The organism is Hymenobacter jeollabukensis (genome assembly GCF_005771675.1).
Taxonomy (GTDB): domain Bacteria; phylum Bacteroidota; class Bacteroidia; order Cytophagales; family Hymenobacteraceae; genus Solirubrum; species Solirubrum jeollabukense.
The window spans coordinates 272091-290934 of sequence record NZ_VAJM01000001.1; the positions used below are offsets into that span (position 1 = coordinate 272091).

Consider the following 18844-nt stretch of genomic DNA (forward strand, 5'->3'; position numbering starts at 1 on the left):
CGGGTTTTGCACTACGGTTCCAGCTCAGCCGCAGCGCGGCGCCATCCTGGTAGTTGCTGAATCGGAAGAGCGTTTTGAAGCTGCGGTGCAGCGGCACTGTTCTGCGCCGCGCGAACCTCAGCATCGTCAGCAAGGCAATGGCGCTGCGCTGCAGCTCATTCCGTGCGGGCGTTGGCCTTGCTACCAATATGGTGCCGCGCTGCGGCTGTAGACGAAACCGTATTGCGGAACACGCCCACAAAAGCAAAACCGGCTGCCCTCCGCAAGGAAGGCAGCCGGTTTCAGTATTGACAAACCGGGGGCTACAGCGCGGCCAGGCTTTGCTCCAGGGCCGAAATCTTGGCTTCGGCGTCGGCCAGCTTCTGCCGCTCCTTGTCCACCAGCTCGGGCTTGGCGTTCTGCACGAACTTCTCGTTGGCCAGCTTTTTCAGCACCGACTCGCGGAAGCCCTGGGCGTATTCCAGCTCCTTGCTCAGGCGCTCCTTCTCGGCCCCGAGGTCAATCTGGCCTTCCATGGGCACGAAGAATTCGGCGCCGCCGGACACGAAGCCCACCGCGGCGGCCGGGGCGGCGTCCACCACGCTAATTTCCGTCAGCCCGGCCAGCTTGCGCAGGATACCCTCGTAGTCCTGCAGCAGCTGGGCGTCGTCGGTTTTGGCGGCCAGGGTCAGCGGCTTGTTCGGGCTGAGGCCCTTCTGGTTGCGGATGGTGCGCACGCCGCCCACGATATCCAGCGCCTTGCCCATGCGGCTCATCAGCTCCGCGCCATTGGCTACGGGCTGCTGCTTGGGCCAGGGCGCCACGCAGAGGTAGTCCTTGGGCCCGCGCTCGGCCAGCCCGTGCCAGAACTCCTCCGTGATGAAGGGCATAAACGGGTGCAGCAGCTTCAGCACCTGCTCGAAAAAGCCGTTGGTGCGGCGCAGCGTCTCCGCGTCGATGGGGTGCTGGTACGCAGGCTTGATCATCTCCAAGTACAGCCCGCAGAAGTCGTCGTACACGAACTTGTAGACGGTCATCAGCGCGTCCGACATGCGGAACTTGGCGAAGTGCTCGTCCAGCTCGGCCAGGGTGGCCTGCAGCCGCGCCTGGAACCACTCAGTGGCCTGCTCATTGGCGAAAGGCAGGGTGTCATCCACGGGCCAGCCTTTCACCAGGCGGTAGGCGTTCCAGAGCTTGGTGGTGAAGCCCCGGCCCTGCTCCACAAGCTTGATGTCGAACAGCAGGTCGTTGCCGGCGGGCGAGGAAAACAGCATGCCGGTGCGCACCGCGTCGGCCCCGTACTCGGCAATGAGGTCGAGCGGATCGGGCGAGTTGCCGAGGCTCTTGCTCATCTTGCGGCCCTGGGCGTCGCGCACGATGCCGGTCAGGTACACGTTGCGGAAGGGCACGTCCTTGCGGTACTCCAGGCCGGCCATGATCATGCGCGCCACCCAGAAGAACAGGATTTCCGGGGCCGTTACGAGGTCGTCGGTGGGGTAGTAATAGTTGACGTCGGCGTTGTCCGGGTCCTTGAAGCCATCGAACACCGAAATCGGCCACAGCCACGACGAGAACCAGGTATCGAGCACGTCTTCATCCTGACGCAAGTCACTCAGCTGCAACGCGCTGTTGCCGCTCTGCTCACGCGCCAGTTGAAGCGCTTCCTCGTCGCTGAGCGCCACCACGAAGGTGCCGTCGGGCAGGTAGTAGGCGGGGATGCGCTGCCCCCACCACAGCTGCCGGGAGATGCACCAGTCGCGCACGTTCTCCATCCACGAGCGGTACATGTTCTTGAACTTGGGCGGGTGCAGCTTCACGCGGTCGTCCTCCACCACTTCCAGGGCGGGGCCGGCCATGTCGGCCATTTTCAGGAACCACTGCAAGGACAGGCGCGGCTCGATGACGGCGCCGGTACGCTCCGAGGTCTGCACGATGCTGGCGTACTCCTCCACCTTGGCCAGCAGCCCGGCTTCGTCGAGGTCCTTCACGATGGTGCGGCGGGCGGCAAAGCGGTCCTGGCCCACGTAGAGCACGGCCTTCTCGTTGAGGAAGCCCGCGTCGTCGAGGATGTCGATAACCGGCAGGTTGTGTTTGACGCCCAGCTCGTAGTCGTTCAGGTCGTGCGCCGGCGTCACCTTCAGCGCACCCGTCCCGAACTCGATGGTCACGTACTCGTCCAGAATCACCGGGATTTCGCGGCCCAGCAGCGGGATGCTCACCTTGGCGCCGTGCAGGTGCTGGTACCGCTCGTCATTCGGGTTCACAGCCACGGCCACGTCGGCCATGATGGTTTCGGGGCGGGAGGTAGCCACGGTGATGAACTCCCCGTCGCGGCCTACAATCGGGTAGCGCAGGTGGTACATCTTGGCCATGGTGTCCTTGGGAATTACTTCCTCATCGGAAATGGCGGTGCGGCCCAGCGGGTCCCAGTTCACCATGCGGATGCCGCGGTAAATCAGGCCCTTGCGGTACAGATCCACGAACACGCGCAGCACGGCCTCGGTCAGGTCCGGCTCCATCGTGAAGCGCGTGCGCGACCAGTCGCAGCTGGCGCCCAGCTTCTTGAGCTGCTCCAGGATGATGCCGCCGTACTTCTCCTTCCACTCCCAGGCGTACTTCAGGAACTCCTCGCGGCTGATATCCTTCTTCTCGATGCCGCGCTCCTTGAGCATCTGCACCACCTTGGCCTCGGTGGCAATGGAGGCGTGGTCGGTGCCGGGCACCCAGCAGGCTTCCTTGCCCTGCATGCGCGCGCGGCGCACCAGCACGTCCTGAATGGTGTTGTTCAGCATGTGGCCCATGTGCAGCACCCCGGTCACGTTCGGGGGCGGAATGACCACCGAGTAGGCCGGTTTGCGCGGGTTGGGCTTCGAGGTGAAAAAGCCTTGTTCCTGCCAGCGTTGGTACCACTTGTCTTCTACCTCGGCGGGCTGGTAGGTCTTTGGAATGGACATAGTCAGGGGAAATCAGTTCGGAATCGGCAAAAGTAGCTATTTCGGCCCGGTGCCGGAACTCCTGACGTTAATCACGTGCAACCAACTTGCATTTAATCCAGCTTTAATATTGAACGCTACTAAGAATAGTAGTTTTGCCAACCTGCCCCACTCAAAGCTGAATTAGATTTGACACCAGTGGCGTACTTTTAGGTAGCAAAACTTGCCCTTTCGCCAACTTCCGCCCGTTACCTGATGCCTTCTTTGTTCAGCCGCTGGAAGAAAACTGATGAGGCGCCGGCTGCCACTACCGCAGTTCCCGAGCGTGCCTTTTCCACCCCCACCCCGACCAACGCCGCGCACGCTGGCACCATCCGCGTCGGCATGGGGCAGCTGTTGGTGGAAGGCGGCGAGCCGCTGCGCAACCTGGAGCGCGCCGCCCGCATGATTGGCGAAGCCGCCGAGCAGGGCTGCGACCTGGTGCTGCTGCCCGAAACCCTGGACTTCGCCTGGACGCACCCCAGCGCCCTCACCGAAGCCCAGCCCATTCCGGGCCGCTTTTCCGACCTGCTCTGCCAGGAAGCCGCCCGCCACGGTATCTACGTGTGTGCCGGCCTGACCGAGCGCGCCGCCGACGGGCGCATCTACAACGCGGCGGTGCTCATCAGCCCGGAAGGCGACATCCTGCTCAAGTACCACAAAATCAACCTGCTCACGGTGGAGCAGCCGTTCTACGAAGTCGGCACCACGCTCAACGTCATCGACACCCCGCTGGGCCGGCTGGGCCTGAACATCTGCGCCGACAACTACATCGACGGGCTGCCCATCGGGCACACCCTGGCCCGCATGGGCGCCGAAATCATCCTCTCGCCCTCGTCGTGGACGGTGGACTACTCCATCACGGAGGAAGACGACCCCTACCGCGAGAAGTGGATCAAGCCCTACCAGATTCTGGCGTCTTACTACAACGTGGTCGTCGTGGGCACCACTTCGGTGGGCTACATCGTGGGCGGGCCCTACGAAGGCAAGAAAAGCGTGGGCTGCTCGCTGGCCGTGGCGGCCGACGGCATCAAGGCCCAGGGCAAATTCAATGAGTTTGCCGGCGAGCTGATCGTGGCCGATTTGCCCCGGCCCCAGCGCCCCGAGCGCGGCACGGCCATTACGGCCCGGCTGCAGCGCCTCGGCTACCGGTTTGACGAGCTGCCCAATCCTGCCTAACTTTCTTTTCCACCCACCGCCGCCCCTCACCCCTCGCCTATTGCCACAGCAGTACTCAATGCCCTCTTCCCCCGTTAACGCCACCGTCGACTCACCCATCGACCAGCCGGCCCCCCACCCGGGCTACCAGTGCTGTACGCGGTGCATAATGGATACCACCGTGCCCGGCATCCGCTTTCACCCCCACACCGGGGAGTGTAACTTCTGCGAGCTGCACGACAAGCTGGACCACGACAACCCGCTGGGCCCGGCGGGCCTGGCCTACGTGCGCGGCGCCGCCGAGGAGATGAAGCGCCTCGGTCGCGGTAAGAAGTACGACTGCGTGCTGGGTGTGAGCGGCGGGCGCGACAGCAGCTACACGCTTTGGTACTGCGTGGTGCAGCTGGGCCTGCGCCCCCTGGCCGTGCATTTCAACGACGGCTTCGGCAACCCCGTGGCCGGCGAAAACATGGTGAAGGCCTGCCGCAAGCTCGGGGTGGAGCTGCGCACCATCACCTCGGACTGGCGCGAGTCCAAAGACCTCAAGATTGCCTTTCTGAAAGCTTCCACGCCCGACATCGAGGAAGGCACCGACATCGGTATTGCCACGGCCCTGTACGGGGTGGCGGCCAAGGAAGGCGTGCAGCGCATCATCATCGGGCAGTCGTTCCGCACCGAGGGCATTGCGCCCCTGTCGTGGAACTTCCTCGACGGCAAGTACCTGAAGGCGGTGCACAAGCAGTTCGGCACGGTGCCGCTGCGCAAGTGGACGCCCAACGACCCGGGCTTTCACCTGGACGTGAAGGAAATGTTCTACTACACGGTGCTGCGCGGCATCAAGACCGTCACGCTGCTCTACCACCTGCCCTACGTGCGGGCCGAAGTCGACCCGCTGCTGGAACGCGAGCTGGACTGGGTGAATCCCGGCGCGCACTATTTCGACGACCTGTACCAGAGCGTCATCTACTACCTGAACCGCGTTAAGTTCAACATCGACCGGCGCCTGTTCAACTACTCCGCCCTGGTGCGCTCGGGCCAGATGACGCGCGAAGAGGCCCTGGAACGCTGCCAGCACGTCAACGCCATCGAGGACGAGAAGGTCATCAGCCTCTGCATCAAGCGCCTGGGCCTGACCCGGGAGGAGTTTGAGCAGATTGTCAACGCGCCGGTGAAGACCTTCCGCGACTACCCCAACAACTACTCGCTGATTCGCCTGCTGCGCTACCCCATCAAGCTGGCCAGCAAGCTGCGCCTGCTCCCCGAGTCGGCCTACGACAAGTACTTCAACTGCGGTACATAAGACGGTAACACTCCGCTGTCATTGCGAGCGAAGCGCGGCAATCGTTCCTCTCGCGGCACAAAGGTACCAGACATACTAACTCAAAAAGCCACCGCCCGAAACCAAGTGAATCTGGTTTCGGGCGGTGGCGTTCTTGGGCTTCTGCTGGTTGAGCCGTCGTGCCGCGAGAGGAACGATTGCCGCGCTTCGCTCGCAATGACGGCTAGGTCAACCGCCGTGCTTAGGCTACGTGCAGCCAGTCTTTCTTCTGCAGCAGGCGCTCCTGGGTTTCGCGGTAGTCGGGGTCGTCCACGCAGCAGTCGACGGGGCAGACGGCGGCGCACTGGGGCTCTTCGTGGAAGCCTACGCACTCGGTGCACTTGTCCGACACGATGTAGTAGTACTCGTCCGACACAGGCGTCTGGGGCGCGGTGGCGTCCACCTGCTTGCCGCCGTCGACGTCGACGGTGCCTTTCAGGGTGGTGCCGTCGGCCCAGCGCCAGTTGGCACCGCCTTCGTAAATGGCGTTATTGGGGCATTCCGGTTCACAGGCACCGCAGTTGATGCACTCGTCGGTAATCATGATGGCCATGGCCGTAGGTCGTCAGTTGAGAGGTCGTGTGTAGCCTGATACGCAGGGGCGGGGGCCGCAGGTTAACTTAAATCGGCGGCGGCCGACGCCGCTGGCGTGCGTATAGCCGGGCAAAAGTAGTACCGGCGGCGCTTTCTTGCGAACTTTCGGCCCGCTTTCCCGCTTTCCCGCTTTTCCCCTCTTATGACTCACGCCGAACGACTCGCCGCCTTCATCCGCCTGGGCCAGCGCCTGCGCACCCTCTCCGACGACGAGCTGTACTCGCTGGCCGCCCGCGCCCGCAACCACAACCCCTGGTTCGACGAAGCCAATGTGCGCGCCGCCTTCCTGGGCGTAGCCCACCTGCTCGACGCCGAGCTGCTGACTGCCTGGGCCGCCCAGTACCCGCCCGAGCCCCAGGCCGAACCGCGCCGCGTGGGCGTGGTCATGGCCGGCAATATCCCGCTGGTGGGCTTTCACGATATGCTCTGCGTGCTGCTCAGCGGCCACATCCTGCTGGCCAAGCTCTCCTCGGACGACAACATCCTGCTGCGCTGGGTGGGCCAGCAGCTGCTCGACATCGAGCCGCGCTTCGAGGCGCAGCTGCGGTTCGTGGACATGCTGCGCGAGGCCGATGCCTTCATTGCCACCGGCTCCGACAACACCGCCCGCTACTTCGAATACTACTTCAGCAAGAAGCCCCACCTGATCCGCCGCAACCGCTCGAGCATCGGCGTGCTGGCCGGGCTGGAGCCGCGTGAGGAGCTGGCGCAGTTCGGGCCCGATGTATTCCGCTACTACGGCCTGGGCTGCCGCAACGTGGCCAAGCTGCTGGTGCCCGTTGGCTACGACTTTACGCCCTTTCTCGATTCGATGCAGAGCTGGGAAGCGGTGGACAACCACAACCGCTACCACAACAACTACGACTACCAGAAGAGCCTGCTGCTGGTGAACCGCGTGCCCCACCTCGACAACGGCTTCCTGCTGCTGACCGAGAGCATGCAGCTGGTCTCCCCCATTTCGGTGCTGCACTTCAGCGAGTACCAGGACGAGCAGGACCTGCGCCAGCAGCTGGCCGACGTGGCCGACAAAACGCAGGTGGTCGTGTCGGTGAACGGCTGGTACCCTGGCTCGGTGCCCGCCGGGCAGGCCCAGCAGCCGGGCGTGAACGAATACGCCGACGGCGTGGATACCATGGCCTTTTTGGCGTCATTGCCGTAGAAAGCTCAGCCGCACCCGTCGTTTTCCGACGTTCACGCGGCCTTCACCGGCCGCGCCGTTTTTGGCACGGTTGTTTGTTCTCCGTTTACCGAACCTTCCGATCTGACCCTCATGCTAGTCGTCACTGAATCGGCCGAAACCGTTGCCAAGGAAACGATTCCGACCCTCCACTTCCCTCAGGAAGACGTCCTCTCCACCCCCGAAGAGCGTAAGCTGCGCCGCTTCGATGCCGACCGCGCCTGCGCCCTCGGCAACAACGAGCACGGCAAGCTCGACATCTACTTCAAAACTGCCGACGGCTCCGCCAAGCGCGTGCAAACCACCGTCTGGGGCGTGCACGAAAGCTACCTCACGCTCAAAGCCGGCATCACCCTCCCGATTCACGCCATCATCGGGTTCGACTTCTATTAGGTGACGGCGGTAGTGCCAGCCGTCATTGCGAGCGAAGCGCAGCAATCCTTCCTCTAGCAGCACCGCCGCCACAACTGGCAGAAGCCGAAAACAGCCCCGCCCGAAACCAGTATCTGTGGTTTCGGGCGGGGCTGTTTTTACGGTTTGTGCGATTGTAGCGGCGGCACGTTGGCCAGGACCGATTGCTTCGGCTGCGCTTCGCAATGACGGCTGGTACTACCGCTTCTACAGCCGTTCCAGCGTTTTGGCAATCAGGTCGTTGACGACCTGGTCGGCATTGTCGGCGAATTCGCCGGTGACGCGGTTGGCCACAATGGCGTTCAGCGACACGACTTCGTGGCCCAACATGCGGCCCAGGGCGTAGTAGCCGGCGGTTTCCATCTCGAAGTTGGTCAGGCGGAAAGTGCCCTCAGCGTTGCTGTACTGCACCTGGCCCAGGCGCTCAATGAGGTCGGGGAAGCGGGGCTGCAGGCGCAGGGCGCGGCCCTGGGGGCCGTAAAAGCCGGGGCAGGTGACGGTGTTGCCCGTAATCATGCCTTCGCCCAGCTGCTCGCGCAACAGGTCGGAGCCAAGCACGCAGTACGGGCGGTAGTCGAGGCCCACGGCTTTCTGCACGGCAGTGGCAAACTCCACTTCGGCACCGGTTTCCACCAGCGGGTAGAATTGCATCAGGGACTCCAGGCCCACGGCGTGCTCCGATACCAGGTGCGAGCCCACGGGAATATCGGCCTGCAGCGCGCCGCTGGTGCCCACGCGGATGATGCGCAGGTTGATGCGCTCCTCGATGGGGCACACTTCGCGAGTTACGAAGTCCACGTTGACCAGCGCGTCCAGCTCGTTGAGCACGATGTCGAGGTTGTCGGTGCCGATGCCGGTGGACACCACGGTGAGGCGCTTGCCGCGGTAGTAGCCCACGTGGGTCACGAATTCGCGCTTGCTGACCTGCGTCTCGATGGAATCGAAGTGCTGGCTGACCAGCGCCACGCGGTCCGGGTCGCCGACGGTGATGATGGTGTCGGAAATGTGGTCGGGCAGCAGGTTCAGGTGGTAGATGCTGCCGTCGCGGTTCAGGATGAGCTCCGACGAAGGTATCGGCATGGCAGTAGGGGTTCGGGTGAGAGAAAAAGTGGGAAAAGGGCAGTGATTATGTTCGGGCGAAGCGCGTACCGCGCAACTCGATTCCGAGGTAATTGATACGGTCCTGCAGGTCGCGCTTCCGCATTAGAAAGTCTTTCAAGGCCAGCTTTCCGGCAGCTCGTTCGTCTAACAACTGCTCGAGCTGCTGGCGGACTCGTGCCTGGTCCAGCATCAGCTGGTATAAGCGCCAAATGTTTGTTTTACGGAACTCCGCAAAGTTGAAGGCATCGGCCTGCACTTCACCGGTGACTCTTTCAAACGAGTTTCCAGCGCGGTTTGGATACGATACCTGCTGGCCAAATTCAAAAGAAGGCGCTTTGCGAATGTACTGGGAGAAGCCCGTCGCCGTGAAGCCAAGGTATCCGTTGTGAAACTGAATGGTCCACTCGTTCGGCGTTTCCAATTCAAGGCTATCTATTTCGAGAGCAGCTGCTTTAAATGGCTCCGTCCCGATGAAATCGAAGTCAAATTCCACGTTCTGCACCTCGTGAAAGACGAGTGTAGCTGGTGCTACCCAGAATGTAAAGCTGGTGCCTTCTACTTCGGGCTGATTCCACTGGAATATGTAGTCGATATCCATCAGTAGTTCCGAGCCCTGCAGGCGCCATGCATACACCGAAGCGTCGTGCCAGCCCATGGTTTCGAAGTCGGCTTCCGTCCAAAGCCACTTTTCCAACTCATAACCGTCCAATGCGTCCATAGGCCTGCAAACGTCGGCTAAAAAACGAAAAAAGCCCGGCCGCGGCCGGGCTTTTTGGCAACATTCCGGTAACAAGCTTCGCCGCGAGGCGCTTAGGAGCGCACCGGCGCGCGGTACGACGAGAGGCCCTGCTCCGGGTTGTAGTGGTTGCTGAGCTTGGGGTAGTTGCCAGTGCCATCGTAGGGACGCTTGTCGGGGTGCTGCTGACAGGCGTCGGAGCAGGCGCCTGCGCGCTGCTCGGCGCAGGTCTGGCAGAGCACCACGTGGGCGTTGCAGTGCGGGTTGGCGCAGTTGACCATACGCTCATCGGGCCGGCCGCAGCTGATGCACTGGGCCACCACGGTGGGATTTACGGTGTTGACGTCGACGGCCACGCGCCCGTCGAAGACGTAGCACTTGCCCTCAAAATCCTCGCCGCCGGCTTCGAGGCCATACTTGATGATGCCGCCGTGCAGCTGGTACACGTTTTCGAAGCCCTGCTCCAGCAGGAAGGCCGAGGCTTTTTCGCACTTGATACCGCCGGTGCAGTAGGTCAGGATTTTCTTGTCCTGGTACTGGCGCAGCTCCTCCACCTTGTCCGGAAACTCGCGGAAGTTGCCGATGTCGAGCGTCACGGCGTTTTTGAAGCGGCCGAGGTGGTGCTCGTAGTCGGAGCGCACGTCGAGCACGATGACGTCGTCCTGGTCCTTCATCTGCCGAAACTCCTCGGGCGAGAGGTGTACGCCGGTCCGCTCGTAGGGCTTGATGGCGGGCAGGCCCACGTGCACGATTTCGGGCTTGACGCGCACGTGCAGCTTCTGGAACGTATGCGCCGGCGCCTCCTCCACCTTAAACTCCAAGGCCGCGAAGCGCGGATCGGCCTTCACCGCCTGCATGTAGGCCGCGCAGTCGGCCACGGTGCCCGACACGGTGCCGTTCAGCCCCTCTTCGGCCACGATGATGCGGCCGCGCAGGTTCAGGCTAAGGCACAGACGGTGGTGCTCCTCGCGGAAGGCCTCGGGGTCTTGCAGGTGCGTGTAGCAGTAGTAAAGCAGGACGCGGAAATCCATTCTTTTTTAATTCTGAATGATGAATTCTGAATTATGAATTGGCCATTCGGGCAGTCGTTTTACGCCCCTGCTGGAGCTGAAATAATTCAGCATTCATAATTCAAAATCCAGAACTAGGTCTTAAACCTTCGTCGCCGGGTTGCCGAATACCGTTTGGTTCGCGGGCACGTCGGCCACCACCACGGCGCCGGCACCCACGCGGGCCTTGGCCCCAATTTTGACGCCCGACACCACCACGGCGCCCGAGCCGATGAAGGCCTGCTCCCCGATTTCAGCGTCGCCGTTGATGATGGCGCCGGCACCCACCACCACGTAGTCGGCCAGCTGGGCGCGCACGTCCACCACGGAGCGTACGCCGAGCAGGCAGCCGTTGCCCACCTTGGCATCGGAGGCGACGACGGCGCCGGCCGAAATCAGGTTGCCGTGGCCCAGCCAGGCGTGCTCTGAGACGCTGGCGGCCTTGTGGATGGCGTTGACGGGCACCTGCTCGTATTCCTGGCGCAGCATACTGGTCAGGGCCTTGCGCGAGGCGGTGTCTTCGGTAGCCACGAACACCTCGCACTTCTTGCCGAGCAGCTTGAGCATTTCCTCGTCGTCGGTGGCGCCCATGATGGGCACGTCGTGCAGGTCGGTGTCCTTGAGCTTGGGGTTGTCGTCGAGCAGGCAGTATACCACCACGTCGTTGCTGGTGAAGGCGTCGAGGGCGGCGGTGCCGACGGTCTGGGCACCAAGGATGATTACGGGATTTTCCATGCGCGAATCTATCGGGAAACGGCGCCCGCGGCGGGGCGCACTAAGCCGTAAAGATACGGCACCGGGGGCGGAAAAATGTCGTCCGGGCCTAAGCAGGCGTGAGGATGCGCAGGCGGCGCAGCAGCCCGGCGGCGGTGGGCTGGGCCAGCAGCAGGTACACCAGCAGCGGCAGCCACGGCGCCCGGTAGCGGCTGAGCGTGCCGAGGTTCGGAGTGCTCAGGCCCACCAGCGCGGCCATCAGCAGGCAGTACAGCAGCAGCCCCAGCGCCACCAGGAAGGGCAGCGGGGCCCGGCGGCGGTGCGCCCAGTCCCAGGCCGCCAGGGCTGCCAGCAGCAGCAGGCCCAGGTTTTCGAGGGCCGCAAAGCCGTAAAACACGGTGTCGCCTTCCCAGGCGAAGGGGCGGAACAAGGTGCTGGCAATGGCCTTGGGCGTGTGGCGCAGGATGCTCTCGGCCGTGGGCGCCAGCTCGGGCAGCGCCACGTGCGGCCGCCCCAGCGACTTTTGCCGCAGGGCTGAATAGGTGCGCGTCAGCTGGCTGGCGAACTTGTTGAAGCGAAAAACCGGGCTGACTTCGCCCGCCCCCCAAGCCCCCGCACCCAGCAGCCCAATCAGCAGCAGCGCCTGCCAGCGGCGCCGCCGCAGCGGCCCGCCCAGCTGACTCACGACGTGTACCGTCGCCAGAGCCAGCAGCACGGCCAGCAGCGCCCCACCGAAGAAAAAGCGCATCTTAAAACTCAGCCAGGTGCCCAGCAGCGCCCCCGCAGCCCACAGCCAGCGCCGCGTACCGGCCGGGCCATACAACAGCATGAGCACCGAAGCCAGCAGCAGGGCACTGCCCGCCAGCAGCAGGCTTTCCTTGGTCACCCCGCTCGACCAGTACAGCGCCGAGGGCCAGAGCAGCAGACTCACCACGGCCGCGCCGCGGGTGCCCGGAAATAGCTGACTCAGCACGCGCACCAGCGTCCAGCACGCCCCGAAGGCCGCCAGCGAGAGGTACAGCGCCTGCAGCAGCAGCGAGTCGCCCGTCAGCCAGCCAAAGGCCGAGAGCAGCTTCATGAAGAAGAAGGTGTTGGAATAACCGTGAAAGACCAAGTGCCGCTCGCCGAAATGAAACTCGTCGGTGGTCAGCATCTGCAGCCACTGGCCCGGCGCTGCCCACAATTGCGCCGCCATTTGCCCCGACCAGAGATGGTAGTACCACGCGTCGTCGGTGGGGCGGATGGTGCTGACCGCGCCGGCCAGCAGCCGCAGCGCCAGCGTAGGCACCACCAAGTAGCCCAGGCCCGCCACGCGACGCTGGGCCCGCAGCCAGCGGTACAGCCCCCCGAGCACGGCAGCATTGGCAACGAGCAGGAGCAGAAGCTTCACGAAGCGGACGGGGGCACGTTGCGTTGGAGGATGCGGCTGCCGATGGCGCATTGCAGGCAGCGGCGCGGCTGGCAGTAGCCGCGCTGCAAAGCTAGCAGCCCCTGCGAGTCGGCCGCGCTGCGGTGCTGGAAGCGCAGGGCTTCGTAGGGCGCCAGCACGCTGTTTCGCTCGCGCGGCAGCTGGGTGAGCAGTTCCACGGCCGCCTCCACGCCTTCCCGGTTGCCGAGGCTGAGGGCGTGGGCCACGCGCAGGGGCACCACGGCGTTGATGATGAGCAGGTGGGCACTGCTGCGCCCCAGCGCCGGCACCGGGGCCGCGGCGGCCACGCCGGGCCGGTAGTGCCGCTGCCAGTACTTTCCCACCGGCGCCAGTAGCATGCGCTCCAGCGTGGGCACGTCGGGCGCATCGAGCAGGGGCTGAAACAGGCGCGGCTGGGCGTGCACCAAGGCGGCCAGCTGGGCCAGCCGCACCGTGGGGAAGTTGGCGGGCCTGAGGCGCAGGAAATTCCACTCGTGCGCGGCCATAGCCGAGCTAGTCAGGTTGTACTTGTGCGCCAGAAAGTCGTACTCGCGGCGCAGCTCGGCGCAGTAGGCATCCGGCGCCTCGGCCGCCGCCGGCAGCAGCCCGGCCTGCCCGAACAGCAGGGCTTCGGTCGGGCGCGCCTCGTGGCGGTGGCGGCGCAGCACGGCCAGCGTCAGGGCCTGCGCCAGGCGGGTCAGCGGCTCCGAGTTCTTCTTGAAGCCGAAGCCGGCCGCCAGCACCTGCCAGGCCGTGGTTTCCCAGTCGTGCCCGGAACGCTCGTGCACCTCCTGTACGGCGGCGGCTTTCTGCTCCACGCGCTCCAGCAGCACCCGCTCCACCATCATCAGCCGCGTCACCTCGGGCACGGTGGAGAGGGCGCCCGCGCAGGGCAGCAGCTGCGGGTTGTCGGCCGCCATCAGGGCTTCGTAGGCGTAAAGCAGGCTGGGCACCAGGCGCGGCTGCAGGGTCAGGGCGGGCACCTCGCTGCCATTGGTGCGGCGCACGGGCTGGTCGGCTACGTGCACCACGTGCAGGATTACCTGGTCGTACTTGCGGTCGGTCTGGTGCTGGTGGCGGTACCAGTCGGAGGCGCGCAGGTGGATTTCCACCGCGCCGTTCCACTCTACTTCGCCGATCATCAGGCGGGCGCCGAGGAAGTCGGGGCCGGCGTCGGCGTTGCGGAAACCGGGCTTGAGCACCACGATAGGCTCGCCCTGCTCGGTGCACAGGCTGGCTTTGTCGAAATACTGGTGCTGCCAGACGTAGTGGAGAAAATCTTCCTGCATGATCAACGAACTAAGGATGAGGACTAAACTATGAGGCTAAATATAGACCTCAACCGGTAACTTGGCCTTCCCAACTGCTCAGTGATTTTTATTGCGCGCGCCTTTTGATTCGCATGTTGCGGCCGAGCCGACCCGCCGGGCGCTGCTATTCCTGTTTCGGGCCCGCTTCGCCTGCAACTACAGCTCTCGTTACGCCCGCCGGGCCCTCGAAATGCTGCACCAAGCCGCCGAAGCCGGTAATATCAGCGCCGCCGGTCTGCTGGGAACCGCCTACGGTGGATATTGGGGCGTAGCAGAAGACTACGCGCAGGCTGTCCATTGGCTACAAGTGGCCGCTTCGGCCGGACACCGCCTGGCGTGCTACAACCTGGGCCTGTGCTACGACAATGGCTACGGGGTTGGGAAGAGCTACGCCCAGGCATTCCGCTATTACCGCCGGGCCGCCCGGCTGGGCGACACCGAAGCCATGCAGGCGGTGGGCAGCTTTTACGCCCGCGGTGAGGGAGTAACGCAGAATTATGCCCGGGCCCGCCGCTGGTACCGTCGCAGCGCCCGGCACGGTCAGGCCGAAGCCATGTGCGAGCTGGCTTACTGCTACCAGCGCGGCCGGGGTGGCCCGCGCCACCATGGCAAAGCTGTGCGCTGGTTTCAGGCTGCCCTGGCGGCTGGCTGTACCCGGGCACACGTGGGCCTGGGCCTCGAATACATTCACGCGGACTGCCAAGACTGGCAGCGGGCACGCTACCACCTGGAGTTGGCTGCCGAAGCTGGGGAAGCCCATGCCATGTACCTGCTGGGACGGTGGGCAGAAGAGCAATGGGACGGCGCCGGCAACCAAGCCGATGCCCGGTTCTGGCTTGAAAAAGCCGCCGCCCATCAGCACCAGTGGGCTATGTTACGCCTGGCCAAACTGCTCGGTGAGGAATTCTAGGATTCACGACAAAACACCACGGCCCGCCTCCGCCAGAGTGGCAGAAGCGGGCCGCAAATTGTAGTAATCCAGGCTTAGCGCAGGTCGATAACCTTCACGCCCTTGTACTTGGCTTTGTCGAAGGTGAACGTCGAGGCATCCACCAGCGCGTTGGGCTCGAACTTCTTGATGGCAAAGGTGTAACGGTTGCCATTCTTCTTGAACATCTTCCAGCTCTTCACAGATTTGTCGGCCTGGCTCACGTTCAGGCGCACTTTGTACACCTGGTTGTTGTGGTCGTCGGGGGCCAGCTCAATCACGTCGCAGGTGACGCCGCCTTCCTTGGTGGTGCCGGCGTAGGTATACTTGTAGCCCTTTTTGTAGAGCGTGTAGATCTGCGAGGGGTTAATTTCCTGGTCGTCCGACGGGTCGTACTCCGAAATGTTCACCTCGTTTTCGGCCTTCATGTAGGTCCACATGGTCTTGCCGTCGTTGATGACTTCCTGACCGTTGACCTTGAGGCGAAATTTGGTACCGCTCACCAGAATGTCGCCGCTCATGTTTTCCTTCACCTTGGCCGTCTGGTTTTCCAGCGTCTGGGTGAACGAGGCCTTGAACGCCTTCATGGCCTGATACTTGGCGCTCATCTGATCCAGAATCTTGCCGGCTTTGGGGTCCTGCTGCGCGGCGGCCGGCTGTACAAACGAGGCGGCCAGGGCCAGCAGGGCAATGATTTTTTTCATGGGAGAATTGGAGGGAGTTCGGAAAGGAACTGCGCCTATGAGACGTACAAAACGCGGGATTGTTTAAAAACGCTCCCCAAATCTTCATTTTGTCATTTCGCAGGCCGCAGGCGGCTTACTTGGGGAGCGTATTCAACAACTGTTCCAAAGCGTATTCGTCCGGAATAAGTACCTCCCGCGCTTTGCTGCCCTCGAAGGGCCCCACAATGCCGGCGTGCTCCAGCTGGTCGATGAGGCGGCCGGCGCGGTTGTAGCCCAGCTTGAGCTTGCGCTGAATCAGCGAGGTGCTGCCCTGCTGGTGCAGCACGATAACGCGGGCAGCTTCCTCGAACATGGAGTCGCGGTCCGTGGGGTCGAAATCGGAGTCGGCGCTGCTGTTGTCGCCATCGGCGCCGGCTACTTCGGGTAGCAGGTAGGCGTCGGGGTAGCCCTGCTGCTCGCCCACAAAGTCGCAGAGGCGGTCCACCTCCGGCGTGTCGATGAAGGCGCACTGCACGCGGATGATGTCGGAGCCCTGGGAGATAAGCATATCGCCTTGGCCCACCAGCTGGTCGGCGCCGCCGGCGTCGAGGATGGTGCGCGAGTCGATTTTGCTGGTAACCTTGAAGCTGATGCGGCAGGGGAAGTTGGCCTTGATGATGCCGGTAATCACGTTCACCGAGGGCCGCTGGGTGGCCACGATGAGGTGAATCCCGATGGCGCGGGCCAGCTGGGCCAAGCGGGCAATGGGCGTCTCGACTTCCTTGCCGGCCGTCATCATCAGGTCGGCCAGCTCGTCGATGACCAGCACGATGAAGGGCATGAAGCGGTGGCCCTTCTTAGGGTTTAGCCGCCGCTCGATGAATTTGCGGTTGTATTCCTTGAGGTTGCGGCAGCCAGCATCCTTGAGCAGGTCGTAGCGCCGGTCCATTTCCATGCACAGGGAGTTGAGCGTGTGCACCACCTTCTTGGTATCGGTGATGATGGGCTCCTCGGTGTCGGGCAGCTTGGCCAGGAAGTGCCGCTCGATCTTGTTGAAGATGCTCAGCTCCACCTTCTTGGGGTCGACCAGCACAAACTTCAGGTGGGCGGGGTGGCGCTTGTAGAGCAGCGAAGCCAGAATCACGTTCAGGCCCACCGACTTACCCTGGCCCGTGGCGCCGGCCATCAGCAAGTGGGGCATCTTCGCCAGATCGACCACGAACACCTCGTTGGTGATGGTGCGGCCGAAGGCGATGGGCAGGTCCATTTCGGTATTGGCGAACTTCTCGGTGGCAAACACCGAGCGAATCGACACCATTTCCTTCTTGGTGTTCGGCACCTCGATGCCGATGGTGCCCTTGCCCGGAATCGGGGCGATGATGCGGATGCCGAGGGCCGCCAGGCTCAGCGCAATGTCGTCTTCCAGGCTCTTGATTTTCGAGATGCGCACCCCGGCGTCGGGCACGATTTCGTAGAGCGTGACGGTGGGGCCGATGGTGGCTTTGATGGAGGCGATGTTGATGCCATAGTGGCCCAGCGTCTCCACGATGCGGTCCTTGTTGGCTTCCAGCTCCTCCTTGCTCACCTGGGCCTTGGGCACGCCGTAGTCGTTGAGCAGCTCCAGCGTGGGGTACTGGTAGCGCGAGAGGTCCAGCGTGGGGTCGTAGTTCACGTTGGGCATCTGCTCGGCATCCTCGTCTTCCTCCGAAATGACGGCCATGTCGGCGCCGGCGGCGGGGTCCAGCTCGCCCGGCTTGGTCGTTTCGATGCGTAGCTCCGGTTCAGGTGCCACTTCCACCTCGAACGAGGGCCCTTTAGCGGGCACAGCCGGAGCGGTAGGGGCGGGCAGCGGCGCGTCGTTATCGGCCAGATCAGCCAACGACAGCGGCGTGGGCACCGAGGACACGCGCGGCGTCGGGGCTGCTACCGGCTCGGTCGTCGGGGCTTCGATGGAGAAGCTGGGGCCGGCGCTAAGGGCCGCGGCAGCCGTGGTAGCAGCAGCAACGGCCGGGGCCGTAGCGGCGCTGGCAGCGGTGCCCAGTCCGCCCATGGCCAAGGAAGCGGCGGCGGTAGCCACGCTGCCGGTGCTGGCGGCCGGGCTGACTTCCCAGGGCGGGGTGCCGTCGTCGTCGCCTTCCACCGTCAGGGCGACGCTGGGGCGGGCGGGAGCGGTTTTGGTGCCGGCGGCGGGCTTGGTTTCGGCCGGAGCCGGAGCCGCCGGCTTCGGTACTTCCGCTACCGGCCCGATGTTGCGCACCGTGAAGCCCAGGTCGCTTTCGGCATCCTCTTCTCCCTCGGCCTCATCCTCCGCCGCTACGGCAGCGGCTTTGGTCGAGCGGTTGGCGCCCGTCTGGGTGGCCGTGGCCGGCTCCAGCTCGTCTTCATCGTCCAGGCCGGCGTTGCGGCGGGGCAGGTTGATGGTGGTGACGTTGAAGAAGCCGACCACGAAGGAAATCAGCAGGAAGGCCAGCAGCAGCACCGTACCCCAGCCGATGAGGCTGTCGAGCCACAGGGCGGCCTCGTAGCCCACGCGGCCGCAGAGGAAGTCGAGGCTGTGGGCGGCGCGCGGGTCGGTGCCGGGCGTTTGCAGCGTCAGCACCAGGTAGCCCAGCAGCATGCTCAGCCAGAGCATAGCGAAGAGGCACACGGCCGAGACGAAGCTCAGCGAGACTTCCTGGCGCCGGAACACGATTTTGTAGCCGGCGGCAAAGGCCACCGGAATCAGGGCAAAAGCGGCAATGCCGAAGCCCTGCTGAATCAGCTTGTGGGACAGCCAAGCGCCCATCAGGCCCAGCCAGTTGCCGGTTTCCTGGCCGGCTTCCTTCACCGTGGTCTGGCCCATGCCCTCCACCACGCTCTGGTCGGCGTGGCCGGTGAAGAGGTAGGAGAAGAAGGCAATGGTGAGAAACAGCGAGAAGATCAGGAAGCCGAAGCCGGCAAACAGCTGAAAGCGGCGGTCCTGCAGAAAGCTCAGGGCACCGCCGAAGTTGGGCAGCTTCAGGGGCTTGCGCGGGGCTTTGGGCGCGGCGGGCGCGGCCGGACGGCGCGGCTCCCGGCCGGGCGCCGGCGCCGGGGCGGCTTCAGCCCTCGGTTGATTGCGCGCCGGGCGGGGTTCGTTCGTGGCGCGGGGAGCCGGGCCGCTGGCGGGTTTGTAGGTATTCTTTGCCATTCAGACGCACTAAAGGGCCGAAATTACGGGTTTGGGAGGCAATGATTGAGTTGTTGCGTGACGGAATGATCATCCGGACGCGGATAGTCAGACACTTGCGAAGCTAAGGTTTTTAGCGCCGGCAGCCGTAACGGCTGCTTCAGCAACGTTATTGC

15 protein-coding genes are annotated in these 18844 nt (G+C 63.8%); 5 read left to right on the forward strand and 10 right to left on the reverse strand.

All coding sequences use genetic code 11. The features are described 5' to 3' along the window. Positions 1-302: 302 nt before the first annotated feature. Positions 303-2933, reverse strand: coding sequence for a valine--tRNA ligase (locus tag FDY95_RS01220; protein WP_138074901.1), 2631 nt, complete (start codon positions 2931-2933; stop codon positions 303-305). A 234-nt stretch (positions 2934-3167) separates the two neighbouring features. Here FDY95_RS01220 and FDY95_RS01225 point away from each other — a divergent pair, with 234 nt between their 5' ends. Further along, a complete protein-coding gene (locus FDY95_RS01225; RefSeq protein ID WP_138074902.1) occupies positions 3168-4130 on the forward strand; it encodes a carbon-nitrogen hydrolase family protein in 963 nt (320 codons plus the stop codon). A gap of 58 nt (positions 4131-4188) precedes the next feature. Then, positions 4189-5409: an adenine nucleotide alpha hydrolase family protein gene (locus FDY95_RS01230; RefSeq protein ID WP_138074903.1), complete on the forward strand. Its 1221-nt coding sequence runs from the start codon at positions 4189-4191 to the stop codon at positions 5407-5409. Between the two features lie 220 nt (positions 5410-5629). Here the strand turns inward: FDY95_RS01230 and FDY95_RS01235 are convergent, their stop codons facing one another. Beyond that, positions 5630-5980 (reverse strand): 4Fe-4S dicluster domain-containing protein, encoded by a 351-nt coding sequence (locus FDY95_RS01235; RefSeq protein ID WP_138074904.1) that lies wholly within the window; start codon positions 5978-5980, stop codon positions 5630-5632. A gap of 183 nt (positions 5981-6163) precedes the next feature. Here FDY95_RS01235 and FDY95_RS01240 point away from each other — a divergent pair, with 183 nt between their 5' ends. After that, positions 6164-7180, forward strand: coding sequence for an acyl-CoA reductase (locus FDY95_RS01240; protein ID WP_138074905.1), 1017 nt, complete (start codon positions 6164-6166; stop codon positions 7178-7180). Between the two features lie 111 nt (positions 7181-7291). Then, a complete protein-coding gene (locus FDY95_RS01245) occupies positions 7292-7591 on the forward strand; it encodes a hypothetical protein (protein WP_246073893.1) in 300 nt (99 codons plus the stop codon). Between the two features lie 225 nt (positions 7592-7816). Here the strand turns inward: FDY95_RS01245 and FDY95_RS01250 are convergent, their stop codons facing one another. The 6 genes from FDY95_RS01250 to FDY95_RS01275 all read right to left on the reverse strand — a co-directional run bounded on the left by FDY95_RS01250 (position 7817) and on the right by FDY95_RS01275 (position 13906). Then, a complete protein-coding gene (locus FDY95_RS01250) occupies positions 7817-8689 on the reverse strand; it encodes a nucleoside phosphorylase (protein ID WP_138074906.1) in 873 nt (290 codons plus the stop codon). Between the two features lie 46 nt (positions 8690-8735). After that, positions 8736-9428 (reverse strand): hypothetical protein, encoded by a 693-nt coding sequence (locus FDY95_RS01255; protein WP_138074907.1) that lies wholly within the window; start codon positions 9426-9428, stop codon positions 8736-8738. A gap of 92 nt (positions 9429-9520) precedes the next feature. Beyond that, positions 9521-10477, reverse strand: coding sequence for an oxygen-dependent tRNA uridine(34) hydroxylase TrhO (gene trhO, locus FDY95_RS01260; RefSeq protein ID WP_138074908.1), 957 nt, complete (start codon positions 10475-10477; stop codon positions 9521-9523). A 120-nt stretch (positions 10478-10597) separates the two neighbouring features. Further along, on the reverse strand, positions 10598-11230 hold the full coding sequence (locus tag FDY95_RS01265) for a NeuD/PglB/VioB family sugar acetyltransferase (protein ID WP_138074909.1): 633 nt from the start codon (positions 11228-11230) through the stop codon (positions 10598-10600). A gap of 88 nt (positions 11231-11318) precedes the next feature. Further along, positions 11319-12599 (reverse strand): hypothetical protein, encoded by a 1281-nt coding sequence (locus tag FDY95_RS01270; protein WP_138074910.1) that lies wholly within the window; start codon positions 12597-12599, stop codon positions 11319-11321. After that, on the reverse strand, positions 12596-13906 hold the full coding sequence (locus FDY95_RS01275) for a DUF2851 family protein (RefSeq protein WP_138074911.1): 1311 nt from the start codon (positions 13904-13906) through the stop codon (positions 12596-12598). The genes FDY95_RS01270 and FDY95_RS01275 overlap by 4 nt, the downstream gene beginning before the upstream one ends. A 91-nt stretch (positions 13907-13997) precedes the next feature. Here FDY95_RS01275 and FDY95_RS01280 point away from each other — a divergent pair, with 91 nt between their 5' ends. Further along, positions 13998-14837 (forward strand): tetratricopeptide repeat protein, encoded by an 840-nt coding sequence (locus tag FDY95_RS01280; RefSeq protein WP_138074912.1) that lies wholly within the window; start codon positions 13998-14000, stop codon positions 14835-14837. Between the two features lie 74 nt (positions 14838-14911). Here the strand turns inward: FDY95_RS01280 and FDY95_RS01285 are convergent, their stop codons facing one another. Together FDY95_RS01285 and FDY95_RS01290 are read right to left on the reverse strand one after the other, a co-directional pair. After that, entirely contained in the window at positions 14912-15559 is a 648-nt protein-coding gene (locus FDY95_RS01285) for a LolA family protein (protein WP_138074913.1), read from the reverse strand. A 115-nt stretch (positions 15560-15674) separates the two neighbouring features. Next, positions 15675-18689, reverse strand: a complete 3015-nt coding sequence (locus tag FDY95_RS01290; protein ID WP_138074914.1) for an FtsK/SpoIIIE family DNA translocase — start codon at positions 18687-18689, stop codon at positions 15675-15677. Positions 18690-18844 lie beyond the last annotated feature (155 nt).

Coding starts and splice junctions, on each gene's coding strand:
- FDY95_RS01220 (WP_138074901.1), bottom strand. CDS start 2,933: ATGTCCATTCCAAAGACCTACCAGCCCGCCGAGGTAGAAGACAAGTGG.
- FDY95_RS01225 (WP_138074902.1), top strand. CDS start 3,168: ATGCCTTCTTTGTTCAGCCGCTGGAAGAAAACTGATGAGGCGCCGGCT.
- FDY95_RS01230 (WP_138074903.1), top strand. CDS start 4,189: ATGCCCTCTTCCCCCGTTAACGCCACCGTCGACTCACCCATCGACCAG.
- FDY95_RS01235 (WP_138074904.1), bottom strand. CDS start 5,980: ATGGCCATCATGATTACCGACGAGTGCATCAACTGCGGTGCCTGTGAA.
- FDY95_RS01240 (WP_138074905.1), top strand. CDS start 6,164: ATGACTCACGCCGAACGACTCGCCGCCTTCATCCGCCTGGGCCAGCGC.
- FDY95_RS01245 (WP_246073893.1), top strand. CDS start 7,292: ATGCTAGTCGTCACTGAATCGGCCGAAACCGTTGCCAAGGAAACGATT.
- FDY95_RS01250 (WP_138074906.1), bottom strand. CDS start 8,689: ATGCCGATACCTTCGTCGGAGCTCATCCTGAACCGCGACGGCAGCATC.
- FDY95_RS01255 (WP_138074907.1), bottom strand. CDS start 9,428: ATGGACGCATTGGACGGTTATGAGTTGGAAAAGTGGCTTTGGACGGAA.
- trhO (WP_138074908.1), bottom strand. CDS start 10,477: ATGGATTTCCGCGTCCTGCTTTACTACTGCTACACGCACCTGCAAGAC.
- FDY95_RS01265 (WP_138074909.1), bottom strand. CDS start 11,230: ATGGAAAATCCCGTAATCATCCTTGGTGCCCAGACCGTCGGCACCGCC.
- FDY95_RS01275 (WP_138074911.1), bottom strand. CDS start 13,906: ATGCAGGAAGATTTTCTCCACTACGTCTGGCAGCACCAGTATTTCGAC.
- FDY95_RS01285 (WP_138074913.1), bottom strand. CDS start 15,559: ATGAAAAAAATCATTGCCCTGCTGGCCCTGGCCGCCTCGTTTGTACAG.
- FDY95_RS01290 (WP_138074914.1), bottom strand. CDS start 18,689: ATGGCAAAGAATACCTACAAACCCGCCAGCGGCCCGGCTCCCCGCGCC.